This window comes from Lentzea sp. NBRC 105346 (assembly GCF_030269605.1).
Classification (GTDB): domain Bacteria; phylum Actinomycetota; class Actinomycetes; order Mycobacteriales; family Pseudonocardiaceae; genus Lentzea.
Genome location: NZ_BSTQ01000001.1, coordinates 618,332 through 630,539 on the forward strand (window position 1 = coordinate 618,332; position 12,208 = coordinate 630,539).

The following is a 12,208-nucleotide window of genomic DNA, read 5'->3' on the forward strand; positions in this document are numbered from 1 at the left end:
CCGTTCCCCCAGGTCGCCTCAAACAGACCCCTGTCTTCGACCCCATCGAGTGGCGGACTATCAGGACCACAAGTCAACCAGGTCACCCCGACAAAGGACGGCCCACAGTGAACCTCGACCCGATCGGACACGTCGAGTCCCCGCTGACCGACCCGTCCACGGCCCCGAAACAGGGATTCGAAAGCAACACCGAGGCGTGGCTCAACTTCGTGCCCGAAGTGGCGACCGGACTGCGCGACCTGAAGGCAGGCGACGAGGTGTTCGTACTGACGTGGCTGCACCAGGCACGCCGCGACGTCCTGGTCGTGCACCCAAGAGACGATCCCCGCAACCCGGAGACCGGAGTGTTCAGCACCCGGTCCGCCGACCGCCCCAACCCCATCGGCCTGCACCGGGTCACCATCACCGACGTCGCCAACCTGCGGGTACGAGTCCGCGGCCTGGAGGCCATCAACGGCACCCCGATACTCGACGTGAAGCCAGTGCTGTCGCGTTTGTTCAATCAGAGCAGTAAAGAAGACGCATAGCGTCGAGAACATGAAGATCAGCGAACTGCTCGACGCCGCCCGCAAGCGGGCCGAACCGGTCCTCCAAGGCGTCACCGACGACCAGCTCGACCAACCGACGCCGTGCGCCGAGTACACGGTCCGCGACCTGCTCAACCACCTGCTGCACGTGGTGGTCCAGTTCCAGGAATTGGCTGCCAAACGCGACGCGGACTTCAGCACCACCCCGGACCGCGTCGAAGAAGACTGGCGCGCGGAGTTCACGAAACAACTGGAAAACCTCGTCAGAGCGTGGGACGCGCCCGGAGCCGAGGAGGGCACGTCCGGCCAGATGAGCCTGCCCGCCCGCACGGTCGGCCAGATGGCGCTGCTGGACCTGACCGTGCACGCGTGGGACATCGCCCGCGCCACCGGCCAGGACTTCACCCCGGACCCGGCCGCGGTCGACGAGCTGTTCGGGTTCGTCGACCAGATGGGGCCGACCGCCCGCGAGATGAACGTCTTCGGGCCCGCCACCGAAACGACGGCCGGCGCGTCGGAATTCGAACGGCTGCTGGCGGCTACCGGACGCATCCCCGTGTAAAGCTGTGGGCGTGCAGACCATCGGAATGCTCGGCGGGATGAGCTGGGAGAGCAGCGCGGAGTACTACCGCCTGGCCAACGAGCTCGTCCGCGGGCGGCTGGGTGGCCTGCACTCCGCGCGGCTGATCATGCACTCGGTGGACTTCGCCGAGATCGAACAGATGCAGGCCGACGCCCGCTGGGACGACGCAGGCCGCCTCCTCGCGCAGGCCGCGCGCGGGGTCGAGCTGGCGGGCGCGGACCTGCTGTTGTTGTGCACGAACACGATGCACAAGGTCGCGGACGCGGTGCAGGCCGCGGTCGACATTCCGTTGATCCACCTCGGGGACACGACCGCGGACGCGGTGAACCGCGATGGGCTGACCAGGGTCGGCCTGCTCGGCACGGCGTTCACGATGGAGCAGGACTTCTACCGCGACCGGCTCGAACAGCACGGGCTCACCGTCCTCGTGCCGGACCGGCGGGACCGCGCCGAGGTGCACCGGGTCATCTACGAGGAACTCTGCCTCGGCATCGTCAAGGACAGCTCTCGCGCCGTCTACCAGGAGGTGATCGCCCGGTTCGACGGCGCCGAGGGGATCATCCTGGGCTGCACGGAGATCGAGCTGCTCATCGGCCCGGACGACTGCCCGCTGCCGGTGTTCCCCACGACCCGCCTGCACGTCGAAGCCGCGGTCGACCACGCACTCGGGTAACCCTGGCAACTTTTCACACATTGCAACGTTTCGCGCACCCGGAACTGTGTTCAAGGGGAGGAAGCGAAACCGAACTGGGGAGTTCGTGTGAAAAGACTTTCCTGGCTGGCCGCCATCGTCACGGCGGCCGCCACCCTGTCAGTACCAGCGCAGGCCGCACCGGCTCCGCCAGGTGCCGGCGTGACGCTGCTGACCGGCGACCACGTCACCATCGAGGGCGACCGCGCCCGTGTCCGGCCCGCGCGAGGACGCGAGCACATCGCGTTCCGGCAGTACCAGGACGAACACGGCGACCTGCACGTCGTACCGGCCGACGTGCAGCAGCGGATCTCGACCGGCCGGCTCGACCCGCGCCTGTTCGACATCACCGAACTGGTGCGCTCCGGCTACGACGACGCGTCCAGCCCGGTCACACCGTTGATCGTCCAGGGCGGCATCAACGCGCAGGGCGCCACTCTGGCCAGCATCGGCGCCGTGGCGGTGGCGGCACCGAAGGGCCAGCCGTTCCTGCAGACGATGAGCGACCAGAAGGTGTGGCTGGACGGCAAGGTCAGCGCCTCGCTCGACAAGAGCGTCCCGCAGATCGGGGCACCACAGGCGTGGCAGGCCGGGTTCACCGGCAAGAACGCGACCGTGGCCGTGCTCGACACCGGCGTCGACGCCACGCACCCCGACCTCGCGGACGCGGTGAGCGAGTCGAAGGACTTCACCGAGAGCCCGTCCGGCACCGACGACCGCGTCGGGCACGGCACGCACGTGGCGTCCACGATCACCGGTGAGGGCACCTACCGCGGTGTCGCGCCGGATGCGAAGCTCGCGATCGGCAAGGTGCTCAACGACTTCGGCGGCGGCCGCGAGTCGTGGATCATCGCGGGCATGGAGTGGGCGGCGGCTCGCGCCGACGTCGTCAACATGAGCCTCGGCAGCCCGTGGCCCAGCGAGGGCGACGATCCGATGTCGCTGGCGCTCAACAAGCTCACCGAGCAGACCGGCGCGCTGTTCGTCGTGGCCGCGGGCAACTCCGGCCCGTCCGACGAGTCGATCGGCAGCCCGGCGGCCGCCGACGAGGCGCTCACCGTCGGCGCGGTGGACCGGCAGGACAACCTCGCCGACTTCTCCTCCCGCGGCCCGCGGTGGAACAACGGCGCGATCAAGCCCGACATCACCGCGCCGGGAGTCGGCATCGTCGCCGCGCGCGCGAAGAACGGGCAGTTCGGCAAGCCCGGCGACACGCACGTCGCCCTGTCCGGTACGTCCATGGCCACGCCACACGTCGCGGGCGCCGCGGCGATCCTCGCCGGGCAGCACCCGGACTGGACCGCGCCCCAGCTCAAGGCGGCGCTGATGAGCACCGCCAAGCCGAACGCCGAGCTGACCGTCTACCAGCAGGGCGCCGGTCGCGTGGACGTCGCGAAAGCCGTGACCACCACGGTCACCGCGTCGGAGGCGTCGCTGAACCTCGGCACCGCGTTGTGGCCGCACAACGACGACAAACCCATGGTCAGGACCGTCACCTACCGCAACTCCGGCACCGCGCCGGTGACCCTGGACCTGTCGATCGCGATGAAGCCCGCCCCGCTGGCAACCGTGTCACCGGCGAAGCTGGTCGTCCCCGCGGGCGGCACCGCCGACGCCACCGTCACCGTGAACACCGCGGTCGACGCACCGGACGCCCTCTACGGCGGCGTGCTGGACGCATCCGGCCTGCGGATCCCGATCGGGTTCACCAAGGAGGTCGAGAGCTACGACGTCGCGATGTCCTTTGTGGACCACGCGGGCGCGCCGACCGGCAACTACTTCTACCGGTTCGTCTCGCACGACCGGCCCAAGGCGTTCCTGCGCTACGACGCGTCCGGCACGCTCGTGCAGCGCCTGCCCAAGGGCAAGTACTACTACGAGACATACATCCAGAACCCCGGCTTCACGCTGCTGACCCAGGTCGTCGAGCCCGCGTTCGAGATCACCGGCGCCACCACGCTGGTCAACGACGCCCGCTCGGGCGAACAACCGGGCTTCAAGGTCGACAAACCCAACGCCAAGGTCGGGCAGGCCGACCTGCAGTTCCGGATGAAGCTGCCGTGGGGTGACACGGGCCTCGGCATGTATCTGGGCAGCTTCGACTCGTTCCGCGTCACCCCGGCCAAGACGTCCTACCAGGACTTCCAGTACGGGCAGTCCGCGACGCTCGGCGAACCGGACGGCAACGGCGGCTTCACCGGCTCGCCGTACCTGTACCACCTGACCTACACCCACGAGGGCACCGTGCCGAAGGGCCTGGTCCGCGAGGTGCACGATCGCTCACTGGCCGTCGTCCGCTCGGTGGCGCACACCCACCGCGCCGAGTCGGTCGGTGAACGCGACGGCGTCGCGCGGGGCAAGCTGCCGCTGCACCTGACCGAGTACTACACGCCGGACACCCCGTGGACGGGCTCGCTGACGGAACTCGACGGCGACCAGCCGTTCCCGCCGGCGGCGACCCAGCTGTCCACCGCGCGGAAGTTCACCGGCCGCAGCACGGAACGCTGGAACGTCGCCGTGTTCGGCCCGGCGTTCCCCGAGTTCCCTGCCTACCCAGGGCGCTGGGCCTACCGCTCGGGCGACCAGGTGAGCATCAACGTGCCGATGTTCAGCGACCAGGACCCCAGGCACTACGGCGGCTCGAAGGTCGACTCGGCGCGCACGGTGCTCTCGCGCGACGGCAAGGTCGTGGCGGAAACCCCATACCAGGGCTCGGTCTACGGTCCGGTGCCCGAGTCGCCGGGCACCTACCAGCTGCACGCGGAGGCGGGCCGCGAGACCGTGTCGACGCTGTCCACCCGGATCAGCGCGGACTGGACGTTCACGTCGTCGCGGCCGGCGGGCACCGAGCGGGTCGCGTTGCCGCTGCTGGCCGTGCGGTTCGCGCCGAATCTGGACGAGTCCAACCGGACCGCCGCCGGACGCGGGTTCGCGTTCCCGGTGTACGTGCAGCGCAACGGTTCCACGGCCACCGACGTCAAGACGCCCGCTGTGCAGGTGTCCTATGACGACGGTGCGACGTGGCAGCCGGTGCGGCTGGTGCGGATCGGCGGCAAGTGGATCGCCGCCGTCGCGCACCCGAAGGACGCGAAGTTCGTGTCGCTGAAGGCCTCGGCGCACGACTCCGCCGGCAACTCCGTCGACCAGACGATCATCCGGGCTTACGGCCTGAAGTAAGAACGGTCGTGAGTGGTTTCCGTCGCCATGGCGACGGAAACCACTCACGAGGTCATTTCTGGTACGGCGCCAGGGTTTCCGGGTCCACGTCCGGCGCGCCCATGACCGGGTGCACCTCGATCGGCGCGTTCATGATCTGCCCACCGGGACCGGGCGCCGCCGACGCCCTGCGACAGATCTCGAGCAGCCGCTCCTCGGACGCCACGTCGACCACCCAGTACCCGGCGATGACCTCCTTCGCCTCGGCGTAGGGCCCGTCTTTCACGATCGGCGGCCCGTCGCCGTTCGCGGTCACGACACGGGCGCGCGCGGGGCCGCCCAGCCCCTCGGACTGCAGCAGCTCACCGTTGGCGGCGAGCTCGTCGTTCAACGCGCGCATGTGGTCGATCATGCGCTGCATGTCCTCGGCCGACCACGCCGCGAGGCCCTCCCAGGCCTCCTGGTCGCCGCTGTAGGTGATCAGCATGTACTTCATCTGCACTCCTCTGAGTCACGCAAAATGAGTTGTGGCGGCGGTGCCGCTCGCGATGCCTGGGCCTACCGGTCCGCGCGGACGGGCGCTACCGGGTCGCGCCCGATCAGGCCGAGCAGCCGGTCCTGTAGCGGCGCGTCCTCGGGCACCTTCACCTCCGGACCGAACACCTCGACGTCGGGTCCGAACGCGCCGGGAGTACGGAACTTCTCCATGAGCTCGTCCGGGATCGCGCTCATCGACGCCCACATCCGCTCGAGATCGCGAGGGTCGATCGTCTCGTCCTGGCCGGTGGCTCGAGCGAGGTCCCAGCCGTGCAGCACCAGGTCGTCGCTCACCACCCGGTCGACGTGCTCCAGGAACGTCATCGGCCCGCTCGGCGTCTCGCACTCCTGCCCGGCCAGTTCCGAGTCGAGCACCGCCTCGACGTCGGCGCGCGCCGACCGGTACGCGGCCAGCGGCTCGTCCGGCGCCGGGCTCAGCGACCGCCCGACCGGTCGGAGCATGGCGCCGTGCATCATCACGATGTGGTCCACCACGTCCCGCGCGGTCCACTTCGCACACGGCGACGGGTCGCCCCACTGGTCGGGACGCACCGCCGCCACCTTGCGTTCGAAGGCGTCAGCGCGTCTGCGGTACCGCTCGACGATCTGGTCCATCGCGTCATCCTCTCGGGGGTTCCGGTCCTCCACACCTCCACGTCGAACGGGAAGGCCCGAAATCGACAACCCTGGTAATGGTGGACCGGTGACAACGATCGTGGCCTTCCACGCCCACCCCGACGACGAGGTCCTGCTGACCGGCGGCACCCTGGCCCGCGCCGGCGCCGACGGCCACCGCGTCGTCGTCGTGGTGGCCACCGACGGCATCATCGGGGAACACACCGAAGATCGCCTGAACGAGCTGCGGACCAGCGCCGCGATCCTCGGCGTGCACCGCGTCGTATGCCTGGGCTACGCCGACAGCGGCCACGGCCCGCTCCTTTACGACGACCCGCCGGACCGCACACGGTTCGTCCGCGCTCCCGTCGAGGAGGCCGCCGGCCGGTTGGCCGAGGTGCTGCGGGAGGAGTCGGCGTCCGTGCTGATCAGCTACGACGCCAACGGCGGCTACGGCCACCGCGACCACGTTCAGGTCCACCACGTCGGCGCCCGCGCCGCCCAGCTGGCCGGCGTGACGCGAGTGCTGGAGGCGACGATGCCGCGCGAGCTGGTCCGTTCCGGCTACACGCCCCGCGCGCAGATCACCCACTCGTTCAACGTCCGCGGGTACGCCCGCAAGAAGCGCGCCGCGCTGGCCGCGCACGCCTCTCAGCTGCACCGCGGCCGCAGTGGCCGAATCATGCGTTTGATCGTCCGGCTGCCGCTACCGTTGTTCGCGCTGCTGCTCGGGCGCGAGTGGTTCAGGACGGGGGCCTGACATGGCGGATCTCCAGATCGAGGGTGGCTCGCTGAGCTACGACATCGCCGGCTCGGGCGACCCGGTCGTGCTGCTGCACGGCGGCGCGGTCGACCGCACCACGTGGGATGCCGAGTTCTCGGCGCTGTCGGCCACCCACACCGTGATCCGCTACGACGCCCGCGGCCACGGCCGGTCGTCCACGCCGGACGCGCCGTTCTCGCACTGGGAGGACCTCCGGCAGCTGCTCGACGGGCTCGGCGTCGACCGCGCGTCGCTGGTCGGCCTGTCCCAAGGCGGCCGCACCTCCGTCGACTTCGCCATCTCGCTGCCCGACCGCGTGGACAAGCTGCTCCTGGTCGCACCGGGTGTGAGCGGCATGGCGTTCCACGACCCGTTCGTCCTCGACCACATGGCCCGGATCGGGTCCGCCAAGGACCTCGGCACCATCATCGAGTGCATCCTGCGGATGTGGGTGGACGGACCGTTGCGCTCGCCCGAGGACGTCCCGTATCGCGCCCGGTGCCGGTCGATCATGGCCGAGGGGTTCGCCCGGCACGGCAACTGGCAGCGGCACTACACGGAGATCGGCGTGATCTCCCGGCTCGGCGAGCTGCGGGCGCCCACCCTCGCCCTGGTGGGCGATCTCGACTCGGCGGACATCCGGCATGTCGTCGACCTGATCGTGAAGGACGCGCCGCACGCGCACATGCGGGTGGTGGAGGGGGCCGGGCACATGATCAACCTTGATCAGCCGGAGGAGTTCGGCCGCATCCTGCTGCGGTACCTCGGCCACTGATCAGTTCCCGAGCGTCAGGAACGCGAACAGCTTGCCGTCCTCGGGCTCGTTCTTCAGCGTCACCTTGCCGCGGTGGGTGACCTCGATCTGATAGAACTTCGATCCCTTCGGGACGTCGGACACCGGTATCGGGAACATGCATGAGGTGTTCTCGTAGGCGCTGACCTCGGCGCCGTCACGAATGTCCTGGTACCCGGAGTTCCCCCGGCAATGCCGAGCCGGTACGAAGGTCGATCGACGGACAGTGTCATGAACCCGCCGATCTCATAGCTGCCGGACGTCCTGATGACCACCACGGTCAGCACCGCGAGCAGCAGAACCGCCCCGACGGAACCGATCTTGATCCAGAACCGGCGCTGGAGTCGGTCGTCGTATCCCGACGCGGCGCGCATAGGACGCAGTCACGGTTCCTTCCTCGTCCTGCCGTACTCGTGTCGGCCGAGCGCCCGAAAACATCAAAAGGCTTGCCCGGCTGCTCACCGATGGCACGATCACGCGTGTGGCCAACCGGATGACAACGCTGTGTTTCGAGACGTTCGGCTCCCCGGCCGCGCCGCCGATCCTGCTGATCTCCGGCGCGGCCGCGTCGATGGACTACTGGGAACCGGAGTTCTGCGAACGCCTCGCGGCCGAGCGGTACGTCATCCGCTTCGACCACCGCGACACGGGCCGCTCGCCCACTGATCCACCCGGCAAACCCGGCTACACGGGCGACGACCTGGTGTCGGACGCGGTCGGCCTGATCGACGCGGTCGCCGGCGGCCGGGCCCACGTCGTGGGAGTGTCGATGGGAGGCGGCATCGCCCAGTCCATCGCGGTCTTCCACCCGGACCGGGTCGCCGCGCTGACCCTGATCGCGACGAGTCCCGGCGGCGACGGCCTGCCGCCTCCGGCGGACCGGGCGCGAACGGCGTTCGACAATCCCGAACCGGAGCCCGACTGGACCGATCCGGACGCCGTCGTCGACTACCTGGTCGAGATCGAGCGCCCGTTCGCCGGCCGCATCTTCGACGAGGAGGCGACACGCGAGGTGGCCCGCCGCGTGGTCGCGCGGGCGACCAACGTCCAGTCGAGCGGCAACCACTGGCTGGTCGTGGGCGACGCGGGGGAGGACCCCGGCCCGCGGCTCGGTGAGGTGCGCGTGCCCACGCTCGTCATCCACGGCACGGACGACCCGTTGTTCCCGCCCGCCCACGGTGAGGCGCTGGCCCGCGCGATCCCTGGCGCACGGCTGCTGATGCTCGACGGCATGGGCCACCAGACGCCGCCGCGATCGACGTGGGACGTGGTCGTGCCCGCCATCCTGGACCTGTAGCGGCACCCGCGCCCTGGGGTGCAGGGCGCGGGTCAGCTTCAGCCCGCCTTCGGCGTGGGCTGGGGGAGCTTCGCCAGGAGCTTCTTCGTCGAACGGAGGATGTCGGCCTCGTTGTGGCCGAACTCCGAGAGGTAGTGGCGCAGCGCGTGACGGAGGAGTGTGACCTCCTCGTCCGTCACCTCGAGGACCTGATTGCTCATGAAGACCATGTTAGGACTCCGGTCGCTCTTCCTCTAACCACCGATAATGTTCACTTATCGGAGGTCAGAATCGGCAGGTCTCATAGCGTTGCGTTGCGTGTAGTAACGTTAATACACACGGAATTCTGCTACGATATTCAGGTGGAGACGAGCTGTAACTTCCCGGGCTGCACCCGGCCGGTTTTCCGAGGTAGCGGGCCTGGACGCCCGTCGGAGTACTGCGACCTGCCCGAACACACGCGGTGGCGGGCCTGGCGGGAACGGCAGCGCTTGCAGGAGGTGGCCGCGGAAGAACAGGCAGCCGTCACCGTGACGAAACAGCCCGGTGGGACGGCGACCGCGAAAATGCGCGCCGAAGACCTCCTCGAGCGGTTCCGGGTGCTGTCGGAGCAGATGTCGCAGACGCTGGGCAACGCGGTGCGGGAGCTGTCGACGATCGCGGATCCGAGCGTCGCCGAGAGCCAGGTGCAGGCGGCCGAGGCGGAGGCGGCGCGCCGGGTCGCGGAGGCCGAGGCCGCGGTCGCCGCGGCGGAACGCCGGCGCCGGGACGCCGACGAGGCCCGCCGAGCGGCGGAGGAGGTCACCGAGCAGGCCGTGCGGGCCGCGGAGGAGGCCGACGACGCGGTGGACACGGCGTTCACCGAGCGCGACGAGGCGCGGGCCGAGGCCCAAGCGGCGGTGCAGCGGGCGGAGTCGGAGATCGCCGCGATCCGGGTCGAGGCGGCGGCCGCGGTCGACGAGATCCGGCGCGACGCCGAGGAGAAGGTCGCCCAGGCACAGGCCGAGGCGGTCAAGCAGGCCGAGCAGGCCCGGCGGCAGGCGGCCAAGGAGATCGAACAGGCCCGCGCCGCGGCACAAGCCGAGATCACCCAGGTACGGCAGGCGGCCATGGCCGAGATCGAACAGGCCAAGGCGGCGGCGAAAGCGGAGGTCGACCAGGTACGGGAGGCCACTGGGCTCCAGATCGCCCAGCTCCGCGAGTCCACCACGGCCGAGATCGAGCGCGCCGAAGCCGCGGCGTCCGAACGCGTAGAGCGCGCACAGCACGAGGCCGAGAGGTCAGCCCGAGACGCCGATCGGGCGGCATCGGAACGGGACGACGCGCGGGCACGGACCGAGCGGGCCGAGCAGTCGGCGCTGGATGCACGGGCGGAGCTGGCGCGGGTGCGCGCCGAGTTCGCCGAGCAGATCGCCCAGGTGCGCGACGCCGCTCAGGCGCAGGTCGCGGCGCTGGAGGAGGCCCGGACCCAGACGCTGGCGCGGGCGGAACGGGCGGAGCGGCAGCTCGACGAGGTGACCGCCGAGCTCCGCGCCCTGCGTTAGACGGCCTCCAGGACGAAGAACAGGAAGCACACGAAGGCTGTTCTGCCCGCGAGCTCCTCGGGGAACCGCTCGCGGGCACCCGGTGCCGGGTGTGGCTCGCTGATGACGGCCGTGCGGAAGCCCGCGGCAGTGAAGGCGTCGGTCATGGCGTGCAGCGGCCGATGCCAGTACGTCAGCACGGCTTTCTGGCCGTTGAAGACGTACTCGTCGGACCACTTGGTGATCGCGAAGTAGTCGGACTTGGGGTCGACCATCTTGAGGAGGATGGGGTGGTTGACCGACATGATCAGCCGGCCGCCGGGCCGCAGCACGCGTCGCAGCTCGGCCAGTGGTGCGCTCCAGTCCTCCAGGTAGTGCAGCACGAGGGACGCGACGACATCGTCGAACGCGGCGTCGGGAAACGGCAGCGGTCGGCTGATGTCGGCGACCTGCAAGGCGGCGTCCGGACCCAGCCGCTGCCGGGCCAGCTCCACCATCTTGGCGCTGCGGTCGAAGCCGGTCACGGTGGCGCCCCGGTCGCGCAGAGCCGCGGTCAGGGGACCGGAGCCGCAGCCGGCGTCGAGGATTCGCCTGCCGGTCACGTCTCCGGCGAGGTCCAGGATCGCGGGCCGCGCGTAGTAGGCGTTGATGAGGCTGTGCTCGTTCTCGGCCGTGTACGCCTCGGCGAAGGTGTCGTAGTCGTTTTCCATGATCAGGCTCCCTGGTGAGGGGAACCCTTGCGGCACAAGGGTTCCCCTTCACGGATGGATCAGCCGCGCCAGCGGACGCCGCGGCCGTGGGAGACGCCCACGACGTTGTTGGAGCTGTTGACGGCCGAGGCGACGTTCACCGAGCCGTCGATGAGCAGGGGCGGCAGCGCGGTGGCCTGGCCGTCCTCCCAGCGCACCGCCTGGGTCGTGCCATAGCGGGCCACGGAGCCGACGACGACGCCGTACTCGTTGATGCCCTCGGCGGAGCTGGACCGGGTGTCGAGCACGGTGCTGGTGCCGGTGTAGAGGTTCCAGCGCACCGCGTGGCCGTCGAGGGTGACGGAGATGTCGCCTCGGTCGTTCACCTTGTTCGCGGCGCTGACGCCGGTGCCCAGGCGGACGGTGGTGCCGTTCGACCAGGCCACGGCGTGCCGCTCACCGGCGGCGTTGGCGGACCAGCCGACGACCAGGCCTTCGGCGTTGACGCCGGTCGCTCCCGCCCGCGTGTCGTCGGGCAGCGGGGGCAGCAGGGACGGGCGCGAGCCGTCGGTGTTCCAGCGGACCGCGAACGAGTTGTACGAGTCGTCGCACGTTCCGACGATGACGCCACTGTCGTTGATGTCGTTGGCAGCGCACTGCTTTGCGGGCCCCGGCAGCCAGTCGATGTCGCCGTTGGTGTTCCAGCGCACGGCCCGGATGCCGGACTGGCCGACGACGACCCCGTTGTTGTTGATCGCCCTGGCGTTGGCGTTCAGGTCGGCGTCGAACGTGCCGAGGTCCACGGCGCTCCCGTTCGCGTACCACTTGACGGCGCGGTCGGCGGTGCGGCCGACGATGACGTCGTGGTCGTTGATGTCGGCCGGGTAGCCGATGCTGCCGTCAGGTGCCTTCTCGAGCTCGAAGACGTACGGCTCAGCGGACGCCGAGGTGGTGGACAGGGACAGGGCAAGGAGGCCGAGCGCGACGGTCGCACCCAGCTTTCTGCTGGTAGTCAAGATGAATCCCCCAGGATTGTTTGTGACTCACGATCAACC

At 69.7% G+C, this 12,208-nt stretch carries 14 protein-coding genes; 8 read left to right on the top strand and 6 right to left on the bottom strand.

Annotated features, from left to right (window positions below; translation table 11 throughout):
* Positions 1 to 107 precede the first annotated feature (107 nt).
* The 4 genes from tsaA (at position 108) to QSK35_RS02335 (ending at position 4,978) form a co-directional block, all read left to right on the top strand.
* On the top strand, positions 108 to 527 hold the full coding sequence (gene tsaA, locus QSK35_RS02320; protein ID WP_285741723.1) for a tRNA (N6-threonylcarbamoyladenosine(37)-N6)-methyltransferase TrmO: 420 nt from the start codon (positions 108 to 110) through the stop codon (positions 525 to 527).
* Positions 528 to 537: 10 nt separating this feature from the next.
* Positions 538 to 1,089: a TIGR03086 family metal-binding protein gene (locus QSK35_RS02325; RefSeq protein WP_285741725.1), complete on the top strand. Its 552-nt coding sequence runs from the start codon at positions 538 to 540 to the stop codon at positions 1,087 to 1,089.
* Positions 1,090 to 1,099: 10 nt separating this feature from the next.
* Positions 1,100 to 1,783, top strand: a complete 684-nt coding sequence (locus QSK35_RS02330) for an aspartate/glutamate racemase family protein (protein ID WP_285741727.1) — start codon at positions 1,100 to 1,102, stop codon at positions 1,781 to 1,783.
* 87 nt (positions 1,784 to 1,870) lie between these two features.
* The gene (locus QSK35_RS02335) at positions 1,871 to 4,978 is read left to right on the top strand and encodes a S8 family peptidase (RefSeq protein ID WP_285741729.1); all 3,108 of its coding nucleotides are present in this window, start codon (positions 1,871 to 1,873) and stop codon (positions 4,976 to 4,978) included.
* Positions 4,979 to 5,030: 52 nt separating this feature from the next.
* Here the strand turns inward: QSK35_RS02335 and QSK35_RS02340 are convergent, their stop codons facing one another.
* Positions 5,031 to 5,453, bottom strand: coding sequence for a YciI family protein (locus QSK35_RS02340; RefSeq protein ID WP_285741730.1), 423 nt, complete (start codon positions 5,451 to 5,453; stop codon positions 5,031 to 5,033).
* Positions 5,454 to 5,515: 62 nt separating this feature from the next.
* Positions 5,516 to 6,109: a TIGR03086 family metal-binding protein gene (locus QSK35_RS02345; RefSeq protein WP_285741732.1), complete on the bottom strand. Its 594-nt coding sequence runs from the start codon at positions 6,107 to 6,109 to the stop codon at positions 5,516 to 5,518.
* Between the two features lie 88 nt (positions 6,110 to 6,197).
* Here QSK35_RS02345 and QSK35_RS02350 point away from each other — a divergent pair, with 88 nt between their 5' ends.
* On the top strand, positions 6,198 to 6,869 hold the full coding sequence (locus tag QSK35_RS02350; RefSeq protein ID WP_285741734.1) for a PIG-L deacetylase family protein: 672 nt from the start codon (positions 6,198 to 6,200) through the stop codon (positions 6,867 to 6,869).
* Position 6,870: 1 nt separating this feature from the next.
* Positions 6,871 to 7,647 (top strand): alpha/beta fold hydrolase, encoded by a 777-nt coding sequence (locus QSK35_RS02355; RefSeq protein ID WP_285741736.1) that lies wholly within the window; start codon positions 6,871 to 6,873, stop codon positions 7,645 to 7,647.
* Here the strand turns inward: QSK35_RS02355 and QSK35_RS02360 are convergent, their stop codons facing one another.
* The gene (locus QSK35_RS02360) at positions 7,648 to 7,785 is read right to left on the bottom strand and encodes a hypothetical protein (RefSeq protein ID WP_285741737.1); all 138 of its coding nucleotides are present in this window, start codon (positions 7,783 to 7,785) and stop codon (positions 7,648 to 7,650) included.
* 361 nt (positions 7,786 to 8,146) lie between these two features.
* Here QSK35_RS02360 and QSK35_RS02365 point away from each other — a divergent pair, with 361 nt between their 5' ends.
* Positions 8,147 to 8,962: an alpha/beta fold hydrolase gene (locus tag QSK35_RS02365; protein WP_285741739.1), complete on the top strand. Its 816-nt coding sequence runs from the start codon at positions 8,147 to 8,149 to the stop codon at positions 8,960 to 8,962.
* A gap of 38 nt (positions 8,963 to 9,000) precedes the next feature.
* On the opposite strand, the gene QSK35_RS02370 is transcribed toward QSK35_RS02365, so the two are convergent.
* On the bottom strand, positions 9,001 to 9,162 hold the full coding sequence (locus QSK35_RS02370; RefSeq protein ID WP_285741740.1) for a hypothetical protein: 162 nt from the start codon (positions 9,160 to 9,162) through the stop codon (positions 9,001 to 9,003).
* A 141-nt stretch (positions 9,163 to 9,303) separates the two neighbouring features.
* Here QSK35_RS02370 and QSK35_RS02375 point away from each other — a divergent pair, with 141 nt between their 5' ends.
* Positions 9,304 to 10,485 (top strand): coiled-coil domain-containing protein, encoded by a 1,182-nt coding sequence (locus tag QSK35_RS02375; RefSeq protein WP_285741742.1) that lies wholly within the window; start codon positions 9,304 to 9,306, stop codon positions 10,483 to 10,485.
* On the opposite strand, the gene QSK35_RS02380 is transcribed toward QSK35_RS02375, so the two are convergent.
* Both QSK35_RS02380 and QSK35_RS02385 read right to left on the bottom strand, forming a co-directional pair.
* Complete coding sequence (locus QSK35_RS02380) at positions 10,482 to 11,174, bottom strand: class I SAM-dependent methyltransferase (protein ID WP_285741744.1); 693 nt, start codon at positions 11,172 to 11,174, stop codon at positions 10,482 to 10,484. The genes QSK35_RS02375 and QSK35_RS02380 overlap by 4 nt on opposite strands.
* Positions 11,175 to 11,233: 59 nt before the next feature.
* Positions 11,234 to 12,169, bottom strand: a complete 936-nt coding sequence (locus QSK35_RS02385; protein WP_285741746.1) for a hypothetical protein — start codon at positions 12,167 to 12,169, stop codon at positions 11,234 to 11,236.
* Positions 12,170 to 12,208 lie beyond the last annotated feature (39 nt).